This window comes from Acidovorax sp. SDU_ACID1 (assembly GCF_045291395.1).
Lineage (GTDB): Bacteria > Pseudomonadota > Gammaproteobacteria > Burkholderiales > Burkholderiaceae_C > MR-S7.
Genome location: NZ_CP152342.1, coordinates 1,523,160 through 1,539,219 on the forward strand (window position 1 = coordinate 1,523,160; position 16,060 = coordinate 1,539,219).

16 protein-coding genes are annotated in these 16,060 nt (G+C 69.3%); 5 read left to right on the forward strand and 11 right to left on the reverse strand.

What is annotated here, in order from left to right; all coding sequences use genetic code 11:
• Positions 1–18 precede the first annotated feature (18 nt).
• Complete coding sequence (locus AAG689_RS07550) at positions 19–612, reverse strand: energy-coupling factor transporter transmembrane component T family protein (protein ID WP_406625425.1); 594 nt, start codon at positions 610–612, stop codon at positions 19–21.
• A complete protein-coding gene (locus tag AAG689_RS07555; protein WP_406625426.1) occupies positions 612–1,355 on the reverse strand; it encodes an energy-coupling factor ABC transporter ATP-binding protein in 744 nt (247 codons plus the stop codon). Before AAG689_RS07555 ends, AAG689_RS07550 begins: the two co-directional genes overlap by 1 nt.
• Positions 1,356–1,671: 316 nt before the next feature.
• Here AAG689_RS07555 and AAG689_RS07560 point away from each other — a divergent pair, with 316 nt between their 5' ends.
• Positions 1,672–2,907 (forward strand): PQQ-dependent sugar dehydrogenase, encoded by a 1,236-nt coding sequence (locus AAG689_RS07560; protein WP_406625427.1) that lies wholly within the window; start codon positions 1,672–1,674, stop codon positions 2,905–2,907.
• 9 nt (positions 2,908–2,916) lie between these two features.
• Here AAG689_RS07560 and adk read toward each other — a convergent pair whose 3' ends face one another.
• From adk to AAG689_RS07590, 6 genes are all read right to left on the reverse strand, one after another.
• Positions 2,917–3,573, reverse strand: a complete 657-nt coding sequence (gene adk, locus AAG689_RS07565; RefSeq protein ID WP_406625428.1) for an adenylate kinase — start codon at positions 3,571–3,573, stop codon at positions 2,917–2,919.
• 118 nt (positions 3,574–3,691) lie between these two features.
• On the reverse strand, positions 3,692–4,468 hold the full coding sequence (kdsB, locus tag AAG689_RS07570; RefSeq protein WP_406625429.1) for a 3-deoxy-manno-octulosonate cytidylyltransferase: 777 nt from the start codon (positions 4,466–4,468) through the stop codon (positions 3,692–3,694).
• Entirely contained in the window at positions 4,465–4,647 is a 183-nt protein-coding gene (locus AAG689_RS07575; RefSeq protein WP_020227996.1) for a Trm112 family protein, read from the reverse strand. The genes kdsB and AAG689_RS07575 overlap by 4 nt, the downstream gene beginning before the upstream one ends.
• Positions 4,648–4,658: 11 nt before the next feature.
• Complete coding sequence (lpxK, locus tag AAG689_RS07580) at positions 4,659–5,645, reverse strand: tetraacyldisaccharide 4'-kinase (RefSeq protein ID WP_406625430.1); 987 nt, start codon at positions 5,643–5,645, stop codon at positions 4,659–4,661.
• 5 nt (positions 5,646–5,650) lie between these two features.
• Positions 5,651–6,076, reverse strand: coding sequence for an ExbD/TolR family protein (locus AAG689_RS07585; RefSeq protein ID WP_406625431.1), 426 nt, complete (start codon positions 6,074–6,076; stop codon positions 5,651–5,653).
• A complete protein-coding gene (locus tag AAG689_RS07590; RefSeq protein ID WP_020227999.1) occupies positions 6,073–6,708 on the reverse strand; it encodes a MotA/TolQ/ExbB proton channel family protein in 636 nt (211 codons plus the stop codon). The genes AAG689_RS07585 and AAG689_RS07590 overlap by 4 nt, the downstream gene beginning before the upstream one ends.
• Before the next feature lie 350 nt (positions 6,709–7,058).
• On the opposite strand from AAG689_RS07590, the gene xseA reads away from it, so the two are divergent.
• The 3 genes from xseA (at position 7,059) to AAG689_RS07605 (ending at position 11,847) form a co-directional block, all read left to right on the forward strand.
• Entirely contained in the window at positions 7,059–8,372 is a 1,314-nt protein-coding gene (xseA, locus tag AAG689_RS07595; protein WP_406625432.1) for an exodeoxyribonuclease VII large subunit, read from the forward strand.
• A 397-nt stretch (positions 8,373–8,769) separates the two neighbouring features.
• A complete protein-coding gene (locus tag AAG689_RS07600; RefSeq protein ID WP_406625433.1) occupies positions 8,770–9,351 on the forward strand; it encodes a Fe-Mn family superoxide dismutase in 582 nt (193 codons plus the stop codon).
• 261 nt (positions 9,352–9,612) lie between these two features.
• A complete protein-coding gene (locus tag AAG689_RS07605; protein WP_406625434.1) occupies positions 9,613–11,847 on the forward strand; it encodes an NADP-dependent isocitrate dehydrogenase in 2,235 nt (744 codons plus the stop codon).
• 176 nt (positions 11,848–12,023) lie between these two features.
• Here AAG689_RS07605 and AAG689_RS07610 read toward each other — a convergent pair whose 3' ends face one another.
• Positions 12,024–12,509: a DUF192 domain-containing protein gene (locus AAG689_RS07610; protein ID WP_406625435.1), complete on the reverse strand. Its 486-nt coding sequence runs from the start codon at positions 12,507–12,509 to the stop codon at positions 12,024–12,026.
• A gap of 89 nt (positions 12,510–12,598) precedes the next feature.
• The gene (locus tag AAG689_RS07615; RefSeq protein ID WP_020228004.1) at positions 12,599–12,811 is read right to left on the reverse strand and encodes a hypothetical protein; all 213 of its coding nucleotides are present in this window, start codon (positions 12,809–12,811) and stop codon (positions 12,599–12,601) included.
• Between the two features lie 165 nt (positions 12,812–12,976).
• Here AAG689_RS07615 and icd point away from each other — a divergent pair, with 165 nt between their 5' ends.
• Positions 12,977–14,242 (forward strand): NADP-dependent isocitrate dehydrogenase, encoded by a 1,266-nt coding sequence (gene icd, locus AAG689_RS07620; RefSeq protein ID WP_406625436.1) that lies wholly within the window; start codon positions 12,977–12,979, stop codon positions 14,240–14,242.
• Here icd and AAG689_RS07625 read toward each other — a convergent pair.
• Entirely contained in the window at positions 14,217–16,028 is a 1,812-nt protein-coding gene (locus AAG689_RS07625) for a peptidase M14 (protein ID WP_406625437.1), read from the reverse strand. The genes icd and AAG689_RS07625 overlap by 26 nt on opposite strands.
• Positions 16,029–16,060: the final 32 nt, after the last annotated feature.

Below are 16,060 nucleotides of genomic sequence, written 5' to 3' on the forward strand. Positions count from 1 at the left end.
GTTCTGTGTAAAAAAAAACTAACTGCCCAGCCGGGCGTCTATGGCATCGGCCACGCGGCGCGCGCTTTGCAGCATCTGCACGGTGAGCGGCGCGATCAGCCGCAGGCCGCCCGCGCAGCCGGTGCGCAGGCGGTGGGCATCGTCGAGCTTCTTCCACTGCGTGAAGAAGTGTTCGGTGAAGCGCAGCATGAGCGCGAGCTGCAGCGACACGCGCTGCGGCTGTAGGCCCAGGTGCGCCAGCGGCGCGAGCAGCGCGTCGAGCACCGCCAGCAGATCGGTGGGCCGCGTGGTCACGGTGAGTGCCACGCCCAGGGTTGAGGCGCAGGCCAGCCGCAGCGCGCTCATGGCGGCCACGTCGGGCCGGCCCGTCCACAGGTGGAAGGCGGCCACCAGCAGCGCCGCGGTCAGCACCGACGCCATGAGCCGGCGCGCCACGCGGGTGGCCTCCCCCAGGCTGGCCCACAGCAGCAGGCAGCCGCACGCCGCGGCGGCCAGCACCCAGGGGCTGTCCACAAGGAACAGCAGCGTGCCGAACACGGCCATGCAGGCCAGCTTGAGGCCGGTGGGCCAGGCGTGCAGCCACGCAGGTTGTGCGCTGTAGAGGCTGCCCATCACGCCTCCTTCCTGCGCGCTGCCACTTCGGCCGCCACGGCGGCCTCGTAGGCGGCGCAGACCTCGCGCCCCGGCCCGTCGGCCTGCACGCGGCCCTGTTCCAGCCAGAGCACGCGCGGGTAGTGGCGCACGTGCTCCAGCACATGGGTGGAGACCAGCACCTGCTGCGCGCAGGCGCCGATCTCGTCGGCCAGCCGCGCCTGGCCGGGCAAGTCCAGGCTGGCATAGGGCTCGTCCAGCAGCAGCGTGCGCGGCCCCGCGATCAGCAGCGCCAGCCAGCACACCTGCTGGCGCTGGCCCTGGCTCAATGCACCCACGGCGCGCGGAGCCCAATCCTGCAGGCCGCGCGCGGCCAGAAAGGCGCGTGCCTGCGCGAGCGCCTCGCGCTTCGGGGTGCCGCGGGGCTGCAGGCCCAATGCCAGTTCCTCTTCCACCGTGGGAAAGAGGATCTGGTCGTCCGGGTTCTGGAACATCATGCCCACGCGCCGTGCGCGGGGCCCGCCCGGCGGCAGGGTGTGCAGGTCCTGCCCCTGCGAAAGCACCTGTCCTGCCTCCGGCGCGTCCAGCCCGCACAGCAGGCGCAGCAGGCTGGTCTTGCCCGCGCCGTTGTGGCCGATGAGGCCGATGCGCTCGCCGTCCAACTGCAGGTCCAGGCCATCGAACACCTGTGTGGCTCCGCGGCGCAGGCGTACGCCCTGCACTTCGAGCAGTGCAGTCGTGGAGGCGGCGGCCGGGCAGTCCATGGCGATAGGTCGTGTCAGATCGAAATGCATTTTATGCACACGCATCTTTCTGCAAAAGATGTTCTTCTTTCATTAAATGTGGAAAAACGAGTGCATTCATCCTGCCGTATCTACGCGCAAAATGGGCCTGGTTTGGCGTCTGTTTGCCTGCAACTGCTGCACGTTGCTGAAAGTGCCGTTTCCTTGCCGCCTTCTCGTGGCAATCTGTCGTCTTTTCTCTGCATTGGCTCGGGCACAATGGGCTGCAATCCGCTACGTATGCCTGCTTTGCGGGGTGTGCAGCGGTTTCCTTTACTGAACTGCGTGGGAGAAACACATGCGGCCACCGTCCCTGAAGCGAATCCGCCATTTCCTCCCCGTCCCGTGCGTGCGCATGGCTGCGGCGGCTGCCGTGCTGCTGGGTGCCACGGGGGTGGGGCATGCGCTGGATTTCAATGCCCGCCCGCCGAATGCGCCGGACCAGCGCCCGGCCTTCAAGGGCCAGACGCGGGCGCCCGCCATCGATGAGAGCGTCCGGCTGCACGCGCAGGTCGTCGCGCGGGGCTTGGTCCATCCCTGGGGGATGGAGCAGCTCCCCGATGGCCGTTGGCTGGTGACGGAGCGCCCGGGGCGGCTGCGCCTGGTCTCCGCCGATGGAGCGGTGTCCGATCCGGTGGCTGGCCTGCCGCCCGTGGACGCGCGGGGGCAGGGCGGCTTGCTGGATGTGGCGGTCGGCAGGGACTTCGCCCGGACGCGCCAGGTCTGGTGGAGCTACGCCGAGCCCCGGGGCGAGGGGCGCAACGCGACCGCGGTGGCCACGGGCATCCTGTCCGAGGACGGTCGCCAGCTCACGCAGGTGCGTGTGGTCTTCCAGCAGCAGCCCGCGTGGAGTTCCACGGCCCATTTCGGCTCGCGGCTGGTGTTCGGCCGCGACGGCATGCTGTTCGTGACGACCGGCGACCGCTCCCTGCCGCAGCCGCGCGTGCTGGCGCAGGACGTCGGCACCCATCTCGGCAAGGTGCTGCGCATCGATCCGCAGGGCGGCGCAGCGCAGGGCAATCCCTCCCTGCAGGGTGGGCGGCCCGAGGTCTGGTCGTATGGGCACCGCAACCTGCAGTCGGCCGCGCTGGATGCCGACGGCAACCTCTGGACGGCGGAGCATGGCCCGCGCGGAGGGGATGAATTGAACCGGCCGCAGGCCGGTTTGAACTATGGCTGGCCGGTGATCACCTATGGCCTGGACTACAGCGGCCGCCCCATCGGCGAAGGGGTGACCGCCCGGGAGGGCATGGAGCAGCCCGTCTACTACTGGGATCCGGTGATCGCGCCTGGCGGCATGGCCTTCTACCAGGGCGGCTTGTTTGCCGGATGGCAGGGCGATCTGCTGATCGGGGGGCTGGCCAGCCAGGCGCTGGTGCGGCTGAAGCTGGCCGGTGGGCGTGTGGTGGGAGAGGCCCGGTACCTGCAGGGGCAGGGCCGCATCCGGGACGTCGCCGTCGCCCGGGACGGCGCGATCATGGTGCTGACCGATGCCCCGGATGGGGCCCTGGTGCGCGTGACGCCCGCGCGCTGAGCCGCTTGTTTAAGCCGACAGCGCGGCCAGCGCGCGCTGGGTGATTTCTTCCACGCTGCCGGTGCCGCTGATGGAGCGGTACTTCGGCGCGCTGGCGGGATCCTGCCGGGCCCAGCTGGAATAGTAGTCCACCAGCGGGCGGGTCTGGGCGCTGTAGACCTCCAGGCGCTTCTTGACGGTGTCTTCCTTGTCGTCCTCGCGCTGGAGCAGGTCTTCACCGGTCACGTCGTCCTTGCCCGGCACCTTTGGCGGGTTGAACTTCACGTGGTAGGTACGGCCGCTGGCGGGGTGCGAGCGGCGGCCGCTCATGCGTTCGATGATCGCGTCGAACGGCACGTCGATCTCCAGCACGTAGTCCAGCTTGACGCCGGCGGCCTTCATGGCATCGGCCTGCGGGATGGTGCGGGGGAAGCCGTCGAACAGGAAACCCTGGGCGCAATCGGGCTGGACGATGCGCTCCTTCACGAGGTTGATGATGAGGTCGTCGCTCACGAGCTGGCCCGCATCCATGACCGCCTTGGCCTGCACGCCCAGCGGCGTGCCGGCCTTCACCGCGGCGCGCAGCATGTCACCGGTGGAGATTTGCGGAATGCCGAACTTCTGGCAGATGAACGTGGCTTGCGTCCCCTTTCCGGCGCCGGGCGCGCCGAGCAGAATCAGTCTCATGGGAGGTCCTCTGGTGATTTGAAATCAGTGGGCACGCGACCGCGCCGGAGGGGGTGCGTGCCTTATTTGTTGCATTCGAGCATAGCACGCGATCCCTGCGCGAGCCTGACGCGCCTCCTCAGGCTGCAAGCAGGGCGCGCACGCGCTCCAGGTCGGCGGGCGTGTCCACGCCGGGGCCGGGGGCGTGGGGCGTGACGTGCACGGCGATGCGGTGGCCGTGCCAGAGCGCGCGCAGCTGCTCCAGCGATTCCAGCGCCTCGGTGGGCGCGGGCGGCAACTGCGGAAAGCGGCGCAGGAAGCCCACGCGGTAGCTGTAGATGCCGATGTGGCGCAGCGGTGCGAGGCCCTGGGCGCGGGGCTCGCGCCACCAGGCGCTGCCCGGCGCGGCGTCGCGCGCATGGGGGATGGGCGCGCGGCTGAAGTAGTGGGCGAACCCCTGGGCATCGAGCACCGTCTTCACCACGTTGGGGTTGGCGAAGTCCTGAACGCTGTCGATGGGGTGGGCGGCGGTGCCCATGGCCGCCTGCGGCCTGGCTTGCAGCAGGGCGGCGACGGCGTCGATGAGGCGCGGGTCGATCAGCGGCTCGTCGCCCTGCACGTTGACCACGATGCCGCCGTCGTCCAGGCCCAGCAACTCGCAGGCCTCGGCCAGGCGGTCGCTGCCGCTCGGGTGGTCGCTGCGGGTGAGCAGGGCCTGCACGCCGTGGGCCTGGCAGGCCTGCACGATGCGCGCGTCGTCGGCGGCCACCACGCAGCGCGCGGCCGCGCTCTCGGCCGCGCGGCGCGCCACGCGCACCACCATGGGCAGGCCGGCGATGTCCGCCAGGGGCTTGTCGGGCAGGCGCGTGGAGGCCAGGCGCGCCGGGATCAGCACCGTGAAGGGTGCCGTGCTCACTGCCCCAGCTCCGCGTCGGTCAGCGTGCGGGCTTCGGTTTCCAGCAGCACGGGGATGCCGTCGCGCACGGGGTAGGCCAGGCGCGCGCTGCGCGAGACGAGTTCCTGGCGCTCGCGGTCGTAGGTGAGGGGGCCCTTGGTGACGGGGCAGACCAGCAGTTCGAGCAGTTTGGGGTCCATGGCGGTGATCCTCAATGGGACAGGGATGATAGGCGCGCGTCCAGCGCGTCGAAGAAGGCGGGCGGTATCTGCACGGCCAGGGGCACGGCCAGCGCGTCGGGGTGCGCGGGCCAGAGCTTGGTGGCGTCTTTTTCGGTGCAAATCAGCCTCAGGCGCTTGTCTGGCAAGCGCTGCCAGCTAGAAAAATCATAGTGATCGGGCAGGGCTTCCTCCCGCTCGGGCGCCAGGCCTCGCGCGCGCAGCATGGCGAAGAAGTCCTGCGGGCGGGCGATGGCCGCCACGGCGTGCAGCGGCTGGCCGCGCAGCGCGGCCAGGGGCACGCGGGCGCCGGTGGCGTCCACGGCCTCGGGGGCCAGCGTGCGTGCCAGCGGGTACTGCGGCGCGGGGCTACTCGGCGCGGGGCCGGTATGCAGCACCAAGTCCACCGCGCGCGGCCAGGGCTCGCGCAGGGGGCCGGCGGGCAGCAGGAAGCCGTTGCCGATGCCCTCGTCGTTGAACACGCAGATCTCCACGTCGCGCGCCAGGGCCAGGTGCTGCAGGCCGTCGTCGCAGACGATCACGTCGGTGGCGGGATGGGCGGCGAGCAGCGCGCGGCCGGCGTCAAGGCGGCGGCGGGCCACGAAGACCGGTGCGCCGGTGGCGCGGGCGATCAGCGCGGGCTCGTCGCCCACTTCCGCGGCGCTGCTGCCGGGCAGGGCCTCGCGGCAGTCCTGCGTGCGGCGGCCGTAGCCGCGCGAGATGACGCCCGGGCGCCAGCCGCGCGCCTGCAGGTGGCGCACCACGGCAAGGGTGACGGGGGTCTTGCCCGCGCCGCCGGCGATCACGTTGCCCACGACGATGACCGGCACCGGCAGGCGCTCGCTGCGCAGGAGGCCCCGGCGGTAGAGCTGGCGGCGCAGCGCGGAGAGGGCGCCGTAGGGCAGCGACAGCGGCCAGAGCAGCCAGGCCAGCGGGCCTCGGCCCTGCCAGGCGCGGCGCAGGCGCTGCGCGGCGGCCATGCGTGTCACTTGCCGGCCGAGGCCGGCGTTTGCGTGGCGAAGGTGATCTGCGACAGGCCCACGCGGCGCGCGGCCTCCATCACCGTGACCACGGCCTGGTGGGGGGCGGAGGCGTCGGCGCTGATGATGACCACGCTCTCGCCCCCGGCCGGGGCGGAGGCCGCCAGGGCGCGGGCCACCAGCTCGACGTTCCTGCCCTCCAGCGTGTCCTTGTTCACGGCATAGCGGCCGTCGGCGGCCACGGACACGATGATTTCCTTGGGCCGGTCGCGCAGCTGCTCGGCATTGGCCACGGGCAGGGTGAGCTGCAGCTCGGTGAACTTGCTGTAGGTGGTGGTCAGCATCAGGAAGATGAGGATCACCAGCAGCACGTCGATGAACGGGATCAGGTTGATCTCCGGCTCATCCTTGGCGCGGGGGCGGAAGTTCATGGCGCCAGGCGCCCCAGGTGGCGCACGAACCGCTCGGCGGCCAGCTCCAGCGTGAGCAGGTATTCGTCCACGCGGCCGCGGAAGTAGCGCCAGAAGATCAGCGCGGGAATGGCGACGATCAGGCCGAACGCGGTGTTGTAGAGCGCGATGGAGATGCCGTGCGCCAGTTGCGCAGGGTTGCCGCCGCCCGCGCCCATGCCGCCGGCGCCGCCTTGCGAGCCGAAGATCTCGATCATGCCGATCACCGTGCCCAGCAGGCCCAGCAGCGGCGCGGCCGATGCGATGGTGCCCAGGGCCGTGAGGTATTTCTCCAGGCGGTGCGCCACGGCGCGGCCCGTGCCTTCCATGGCGGCGCGCAGGTCGGCCTCGGTGCTGCGGGGGTTGGCCTGGAGCGCGCGCAGGCCGCTGGCCAGCACCTCGCCCAGCGCGGAGTTCTGCGCGAGCTGGTTCACCACGTCGGGCGTGGGCACGGAGCGGGAGGACACGGAGATGGCCTCGTCCAGCAGCTTGGGCGGAGCGACGCGGGCCGTCTTGAGGGCCATGAAACGCTCGAAAATCAGCGCCAGCGCCACGATGGAGCAGGCAATCAGGGGCCAGATGGGCCAACCGGCGGCTTGTATGATCGACAGCAATTCTCACTCCGCGCACGATGAAAGCAGCGGGGGATTATGGCGCAGCTTGCGAAGGCCCCCGCGAGCGCACCGCCCGGCGCCGGCACGCTTGCTGACGGCGGCCTGACTCACATTTTCTGTGGATAACTTTGTGGGAAACCGCTTGTACAGACAGCGCCAGGCGGCACCGCTGCGTGGTTTGCTTGGGTTGATGAAAAAATACGCAGCAAAATTTTCATATAAATCAATGACTTGCATGTGGATGCGTGATTTGCGGCCGATGCGGCTGTCTTGCTGCAGCGCCGCTCCCGCTGGCGCGGATCTGTGGACTAGTGCGGCCCCCGCGCCGCGCGCCAGGCCTGGAGCGGCCTGTGTTTGAGCGCCCGAACGCAGGCGTGGCGCCGCTTGTCTGGGAAGTCGGGACGCTGTGCCGCGCCATTGCTGATGCCCTGGAGGCGCGCTTCAACCCTGTCGCGGTGCGCGGCGAGATCACGGGCTTTTCGCGCGCGTCCAGCGGGCATTGCTACTTCACGCTCAAGGACGCGCAGGGGCAGGTGCGCTGCGCCATGTTCCGCCGCGCGGCCAGCCAGCTCGACTTCGTGCCGCGCGACGGCGAGCTGGTGGAGGTGCGCGGGCGCCTGGGCGTGTACGAGGCCCGGGGCGACCTGCAGCTGATCGTGGAAGGGCTGCAGCGCGCGGGGCAGGGCGCGCTGTTCGAGCAGTTCCTGCGCCTGAAGGCCCAGCTGGAGGCCGAGGGCCTGTTCGACCCTGCGCGCAAGCGCCCGCTGCCGGTGCTGCCGCGCGGCATCGGCCTCGTCACCTCGCCGGGCGCCGCCGCGCTGCACGATGTGGTGACCGCGCTGCGCCGGCGTGTGCCGCACATCCCCGTGGTGCTGGTGCCGGCGCTGGTGCAGGGGGCGCAGGCGCCCGCGTCCATCGCCGAGGCGCTATCGAAACTGTATCGGCTGGCGCAGGAGGGGCAGGCGCTGGAGGCTGCTTCGGCCGTCGACGTGATCCTGCTCGTGCGCGGCGGCGGCTCCATCGAGGACCTGTGGGCCTTCAACGACGAGCGCGTGGCCCGCGCCATCGTGCAGAGCCCCGTGCCGCTGGTGAGCGGCGTGGGGCACGACACCGACTTCACCATCGCCGACTTCTGCGCCGACCTGCGCGCGCCCACGCCTACGGCCGCGGCCGAGCTGGTGGCGCAGCCACGCGCCGTCTGGCTGGGAGCGCTGGAGCTGCTGGCCGGGCGGCTGCAGGATGCCGCGCAGCGGCAGATCGACCTGGGCCACCAGCGGCTGGACGGGGCGGCGCAGCGCCTGGGCCGGCCCTCGGGCTTCGTGGGGCGCCAGCAACTGCAGCTGGCGCGGCTGGCGCAGTGCATGCGCCACGGCATGCTATTGAAAACGCAGCGCCTCGCGCACGCCAGCCAATCGCTGCAGGCTGATTTCCCGCATATCGTGCGTGGCGGCCTGGCGCGCAGCGCCGAGCGGCTGGAGCGCGCCGCGCTGCGCCTGGATCTGCTGGACCCGCGTCTGGTACTGCAGCGCGGCTACGCGCTGCTGACCGATGCGCAGGGCCGCGCGGTGACGCGGGCCGGCCAGGTGCGGCTGGGCGACACCGTGCATGCGCGGCTGGCCGAGGGCGAGCTGGACCTGGCGGTCACGCCGCGGCGGCTGATCTGAGAGCGTATTCAAGGTTCTATCGTGGTGCCCGTTGCCCCGCAAAGGCAGTAGCTGCAAGGCGCAAACCGCAGACGGGCTGGTGGCCCGGCGAGCATTTGCAACGCCGCAGATGCTGCCTTTGCGGGGCAACCCTTCGGGCAAGGCAGCAAACAGCCGCACTCGTCGTTGCGCACCTTGCCCAGGCCGCCAGCATGGCCTGCGGTGCGCGCCTAGATTGCGGCTGTTTGCTGCCTTGCGGTCACCACGATAGAACCTTGAACACGCTCTGAATCCCGCAGGCGGTGGCGGGAGTCGCCCGCCGCCTACAACGCCGCGTGCGGTTCCTTCCTACAATGCCCGTTGCTGCGCCGCTTGCCGGCGCTTCGCACATTCCAAACCCCACGAGAAGGACTTGACCATGGAACACACCCTGCCTCCGCTGCCCTATGCCATCGACGCCCTGGCTCCCTACTACAGCCAGGAAACGCTGGAGTACCACCACGGCAAGCACCACAACGCCTATGTGGTGAACCTGAACAACCTGCAAAAGGGCACCGAGTTCGAGAACATGGCGCTCGAGGAGATCGTGAAGAAGTCCTCCGGCGGCATCTACAACAACGCGGCCCAGATCTGGAACCACACCTTCTTCTGGAACTGCATGGCGCCCAATGGCGGCGGCGAGCCCACGGGCGCCCTGCTGTATGCCATCAACAAGAAGTGGGGCAGCTACGCTGCGTTCAAGGAAGCCTTCGTCAAGAGCTCCGTGGGTAACTTCGGCTCCGGCTGGACCTGGCTGGTGAAGAAGACCGACGGCACTGTGGACATCGTCAACACCGGCGCCGCCGGCACGCCGCTGACCACCGAGGACAAGGCCCTGCTGACGGTGGATGTGTGGGAGCACGCCTACTACATCGACTACCGCAACCTGCGCCCGAAGTTCGTCGAGACCTTCCTGGACAAGCTGGTGAACTGGAAGTTCGCCGAAGCCAACTTCGCCTGACCGGCGCGGCCGCTTCTGCCAAGGGGGCCCGGAGAGCGATCTCTGGGCCCTTTTTTCGTGGGGCGCGGGGCAGTCTTGTAGAAGACTTGCAAAAAAATCCGGCTTTTCCGTCCCGATTTTTCATATCGCAATATTTCATTGCGGAAAACGGGACTTCCGCGCGGGCATCTCAAGCACAATCCCACAGGTCACCGCCATGGCCGCGCGCCGGGTCGCCCGACAGCACCGATCCCCCTGTTTTTTGTTCACCTGAGAGACGAGATGAGCACCCAACAACCCACCATCATCTACACCCTGACCGATGAGGCGCCGCGCCTGGCGACGGCTTCGTTCCTGCCCATCGTGCGCGCGTTCGCAGCGCCGGCTGGCATCAACGTGGCCGAGAGCGACATCTCCGTGGCCGCGCGCGTCCTGGGCCAGTTCCCCGAGGCGCTGAACGATGCGCAGAAGGTGCCCGACACCCTGGCCGAGCTGGGCAAGAAGACGCTGCAGGCCGACGCCAACATCATCAAGCTGCCCAACATCAGCGCTTCGGTGGCGCAGCTCAAGGCGGCCATCAAGGAACTGCAGGGCAAGGGTTACAAGATTCCCGACTACCCCGAGAACCCTGCGACCGAGGAAGAAAAGAGCATCCGCGCGCGCTACAACAAGTGCATCGGCAGCGCCGTGAACCCGGTGCTGCGCGAGGGCAACTCCGACCGCCGCGCGCCCAAGGCCGTCAAGGAATACGCGCGCAAGCACCCGCACAGCATGGCCGAGTGGAGCCAGGCCTCGCGCTCGCACGTCTCGCACATGCACGCGGGCGACTTCTACCACGGCGAGAAGTCCATGACGCTGGACCGCGCGCGCAACGTGAAGATGGAACTCATCACCAGGAGCGGCAAGACCATCGTGCTCAAGCCCAAGGTCGCGCTGCAGGACCGCGAGGTGATCGACTCCATGTTCATGAGCAAGAAGGCGCTGCTGGCCTTCTATGAAAAGGAGATCGAGGACGCGCGCAAGACCGGCGTGATGTTCTCGCTGCACGTGAAGGCCACGATGATGAAGGTGTCGCACCCCATCGTGTTCGGCCACTGCGTGCGCATCTTCTACAAGGACGCGTTCGAGAAGCACGCCAAGCTGTTCGACGAGCTGGGCATCAACGTCAACAACGGCATGGTCGATCTCTACAACAAGATCGCCACGCTGCCGCAGAGCCAGCAGGACGAGATCAAGCGCGACCTGCACGCCTGCCACGAGCACCGCCCCGAGCTGGCGATGGTCGATTCCGCCAAGGGCATCACCAACTTCCACTCGCCCAACGACATCATCGTGGACGCCTCCATGCCCGCCATGATCCGCAACGGCGGCAAGATGTGGGACGCCAACGGCCGTCTGAAGGACGTGAAGGCCGTGATGCCCGAGTCCACTTTCGCCCGCATCTACCAGGAGATGATCAACTTCTGCAAGTGGCACGGCGCGTTCGACCCCAAGACCATGGGCACCGTGCCTAACGTGGGCCTGATGGCGCAGCAGGCCGAGGAATACGGCAGCCACGACAAGACTTTCGAGATCTCCGAGGACGGCGTGGCCAACATCACCGACCTCGACACCGGCGAAGTGCTGCTCTCGCAGAACGTGGAGCAGGGCGACATCTGGCGCATGTGCCAGGTGAAGGACGCACCGATCCGCGACTGGGTGAAGCTCGCCGTCACGCGCGCGCGCAACTCGGGCATGCCGGTCGTGTTCTGGCTCGACCCGTACCGTCCGCACGAGGCGCAGCTCATCACCAAGGTGAAGATGTACCTGCACGAGCACGACACCACGGGCCTCGATATTCAAATCATGAGCCAGGTGCGCGCGATGCGCTACACGCTGGAGCGCGTGATCCGCGGCCAGGACACCATCAGCGCCACCGGCAACATCCTGCGCGACTACCTGACCGACCTGTTCCCGATCATGGAGCTGGGCACCAGCGCCAAGATGCTTTCCATCGTGCCGCTGATGGCCGGCGGCGGCATGTACGAGACGGGCGCGGGCGGCTCGGCGCCCAAGCACGTGCAGCAGCTCGTGGAAGAGAACCACCTGCGCTGGGATTCGCTGGGCGAGTTCCTGGCGCTGGCCGTGTCGCTGGAAGACCTGGGCCTGAAGAACAACAACCCGCGCGCCAAGCTGCTGTCCAAGACCCTGGACTCCGCCACCGGCAAGCTGCTGGACAACAACAAGAACCCCAGCCCCAAGACCGGCCAGCTCGACAATCGCGGCAGCCAGTTCTACCTGACCCTGTACTGGGCGCAGGAACTGGCCGCGCAGACCGAGGACAAGGACCTGGCTGGCAAGTTCGCGCTCCTGGCCAAGCAACTGGCCGACAACGAGCAGAAGATCGTGGAGGAGCTCAATGCCGTGCAGGGCAAGCCTGCCGACATCGGCGGCTACTACCTGCCCGACGTGGCCAAGCTCGACGCCATCATGCGTCCCAGCGCCACCTTCAACGCGGCGCTCGGCGTCCTCGCTTGATGCGGCGCTGACCGGCCCGCTCCCGGCGCACGACCGGCCTGCCCGCAAGGGCGGCCGGTTTTTCTTGAGTGGTGCTATGAAGAAAGGAGCTGGTGGCGCTTGATGGCTGGGTAATTCAGATGAGAATCACATCGAAACCCTTGAGAAAGAAGCGCAAGCAGCTCCTGAAACAGGAGCTAGCGCGCCGAGAACGGCTGGCCGCCCAGCTTGGCGCCCGCCTTGAGCCCGCGCTTGGCGAACCAGCCCTGGTTCATCTCCAGCACGTAGCGCACCGGCTTGGCCGAGCAGTGCGAGGACTCGTCCAGCGGCTTCATGTCGGCCAGGTTGACGATGGTGCCGTCGTCGGCGACGAAGGCCGCGGTGAGCGGCAGCAGCGTGTTGCGCATCCAGAAGCACTGCGTGGCCGGCTGCTCGAACACGAACAGCATGCCCTCGTGCTGCGGCATCTCGCGCCGGTGCATCAGGCCGGTCTGGCGCTCCTGCGGCGCCTGGGCCACCTGGGCCTCGATGCGGTGCATGCCGGCGCGCAGCTCCACGCGGGGCAGGTGCATCTGCGCGCCCTCCTGCGCCAGCGCCACGGCCGAGGCGGCCAGCCCGAGGCCGACGGCCAGCAGGCGGGGCAGGATGGAGCGCGAGGAGGAAGGCGGGCGGATAGGTGTCATGGCAGGAAGCTCGGGCGGAAAGGCTACTAGCGTAGCAGCCGAAAAAAGCCCGCGCAATAAGGCGGGCCGGTGCGTGCAAAAAAGAGCGGTCAGGCGGCCTTGCGCTGCTTGTGGCTCTTCTTCTTGGCCACCTTGTGCTTGGCCGGGGCCTTGGCGTGGTGGTTGCGGGCCTTCGATGCCTTGGCGGCCGGGGCTGCCAGGGCGGCGGGCTGCGCGGAGACGGCGGGCGTGGCGGGATCTGCTTGGGCGTAGGCGCCCGAGGCGAGCAGACCACCGATCAGGAGAGCGAGGAGTTTTTTCATATATGCCAGTTCCTTGAGGGAGGTCGGTGACAGCCATGCGCTCGCGCGCGTGGCGCGCGCCGCGGGAGGAAGAGGCAGGCACGCCCTGGATCAACGGCCGGCGCGCCGCGCCGTTGACAAGCCCTAAAATCTTCGGGCCTTACACCGGAGACCGGAGACAGTTCCATGACCAGCTACCAGCACATCCAAGTACCCCCCGAAGGCGGCAAGATCACCGTCAACGCCGACATGACGCTGAGCGTGCCGGACCAGCCCATCATTCCCTTCATCGAGGGGGACGGCACGGGCGTGGACATCACGCCCGTGATGCTGCAGGTGGTGGACGCGGCCGTGGCGCGCGCCTATGGCGGCCGCCGCAAGATCCACTGGATGGAGGTCTACGCGGGCGAGAAGTCCACCCGCGTCTACGGCCCCGACGTCTGGCTGCCCGAGGAAACGCTGCACGCGGTGCGCGAGTACGTCGTGTCCATCAAGGGCCCGCTCACCACGCCGGTGGGCGGCGGCATCCGCTCGCTGAACGTGGCCCTGCGCCAGGAGCTGGACCTGTACGTGTGCCTGCGCCCCATCCAGTATTTCAAGGGCGTGCCCTCGCCGGTCAAGGCGCCCGAGAAGACCAACATGGTGATCTTCCGCGAGAACTCGGAGGACATCTACGCCGGCATCGAGTTCGAGGCGCAGTCCGAGAAGGCCAGGAAGCTCATCCAGTTCCTGCAGGACGAGTTCGGCGTGAAGAAGATCCGCTTCCCCGAGACCTCGGGCATCGGCGTCAAGCCGGTGTCGCGCGAGGGCACGCAGCGCCTGGTGCGCAAGGCCATCCAGTACGCCATCGACAACGACAAGCCCAGCGTGACCCTCGTGCACAAGGGCAACATCATGAAGTTCACCGAGGGGGCCTTCCGCGACTGGGGCTACGAGCTGGCGGCGAGCGAGTTCGGCGCCGAGCCCATCGACGGCGGCCCGTGGATGCGCCTGAAGAACCCGCGCAACGGCAAGGAGATCACCATCAAGGACAGCATCGCCGACGCCTTCCTGCAGCAGATCCTGCTGCGCCCGGCGGAGTACAGCGTGATCGCCACGCTGAACCTCAACGGCGACTACATCTCCGACGCGCTGGCCGCGCAGGTGGGCGGCATCGGCATCGCGCCGGGCGCCAACCTGTCGGACTCGGTGGCCATGTTCGAGGCCACGCACGGCACCGCGCCCAAGTACGCGGGCAAGGACTACGTGAACCCCGGCTCCGAGATCCTCTCGGCCGAGATGATGCTGCGGCACATGGGCTGGACCGAGGCGGCCGACCTCATCATCCGCGCGATGGAGAAGGCCATCCAGAGCAAGAAGGTCACCTACGACTTCGCGCGCCTCATGGACGGGGCCACGCAGGTGAGCTGCTCGGGCTTCGGCCGCGTCATGATCGAGGCCATGCAGGACTGATGCGCTGCCACGCCTCGTAGGCGGCCAGCGCCGTGTGCATCTGCACGGTGTGCGCGAAGCGGAACGCCTCGCCGTGCACTGTCTCGTCGGGGAACTCGGTGATGAGCGTGACGGGCGCGTCGTGCCGGTTCTCCGACTGCATGCAGGCGATGCCGTCGATGACCTCGAAGGGCAGCGGGCCCGCGTGGCGCTCGTACAGCGCCCGCTGGCGCGCGTTGTATTCGGCCAGCCCCGGCACCTGCCGCAGGGCGGCGCAGACGGCCTCCAGCAGCGCGCGCGCAGGCCGCTCCCAGCCCGCGTGGTGGCGCAGGATCAGGAAGAAGCCTTTGGGCAGCATCCACTGCTCGAAGCCGCGCGGCACGTAGCCCGACAGCGGCCGCGTCCACTCGTGCGCGGGGTAGCCGTGCAGGTTCACGTGCAGGTGTGCGCCCGAGAGTGCCAGCGCGGCCTGGCGCGCCTCGCGCTCGAAGAAGGGCGGCGCGTCGCGGTACTCCACGTCGTCGCCCAGCGCGGTGTAGCGCGCCGCGTGGTGCATGTGGCCCGGGTGTACGGCGCACAGCTCGCGGTGCAGGGCGTAGCCGTCGGGGTTCTCCAGCGCGATCAGGGCCAGGTGCGTGCCCGGTCGCGTCAGCAGCGCCTGCGCGGCGCGCAGCGCGCCCACCACGCCGGAGGTTTCGTTCGCGTGCTGGCCCGCGCTCAGGAACACGGGCGCCTGGGTGCCGCGGTGGTACCGGCCCCAGACGGTGCGGCCCTGGCGCGTGCCCGCCGAGAAGGGCTCGCCGCCCCCGTCCTGCAGGTGGCGGTGGATGCGCGCGGGTGGCGGCGCGGTGTCCAGCGTGTCGAGCGGCTGGCCGTCGGTGGCTGCGTGCCAGGCGGGCGCGGCCTGCGCGTCCTGGCTGGCGGCATCGAAGCGCTGCAGCGCGACGCGCACGCGCGGCGCGCCGGCGCCGCCGCGCACGTCGGGCACGATCTGGCCGGGCTGCAGGCGCCGGTCGCCCGGCAGGCGGCCGCTGTGGCGCTGGAACCATTCCAGCAGCGAGAAGTACAGGTCTTCGTGCACGGCCTCGGGCAGGCTGACGCTCTCGCCGGCCCAGGTCAGGTGGTGCTCGAAGCCGGGCAGGTCCACCTGGATCTGCAGGCGCTCGAAATACGGCTCCTGCGCGGGCCAGGGATGGCCCAGCACGGCCTGCAGGGCGTGCTCGAACGCCTGCTCGGCGTCGGTGTGCACGGGCGTGTCCAGCAGGTCGGCCGCGCCGGCGCGGGTGCCGGCGCGCAGCCAGCCGGTGGGCGACAGCGTGGCGGCGCCCAGCACGTCGGCATGCATGCGGTTGGGGGCGAAGACGCGCTGCTGCGTGCGCTGTCCGTCGCGCCAGAGCAGCTCCACGTCGTAGTGCGGCTGCGCGTCCTCGCGCGGCTCGAAGCGGGGCGGTTCGGCCAGGGGCAGCGCGGCCAGCGGGTAGGCCTCCAGCAGGAAGCGGTGCGCGGGGCCGGCCTGCGCGCGCGGGTAGCGGATGCGGGCCGTGGCCAGGCGGGCGGTGTCCACGTCCTCCAGGAAGTGGTGCAGCAGCGGCTTGTAGGCGCTGTGCAGCCGTGCGTGCACGCCGGCCTGGGCCAGCTGGCGCTCGGCCTCCTGGCGCTGCGCGCGGCCCTCGAAGAGCCAGCCTTCCACGTGGCGGCCGTGCCAGTGGGGGTGCGAGAAGCGCTGCACCCATGCGTGCAGCGTGCGGTCGAACGTGCGGTCGAGAAGGACGGCCTGCGGGCCGGAGGGCGCGGGGGTGGAGGGCATGCGGCGGGGCGGGGAAGGGATGAGCGATGATC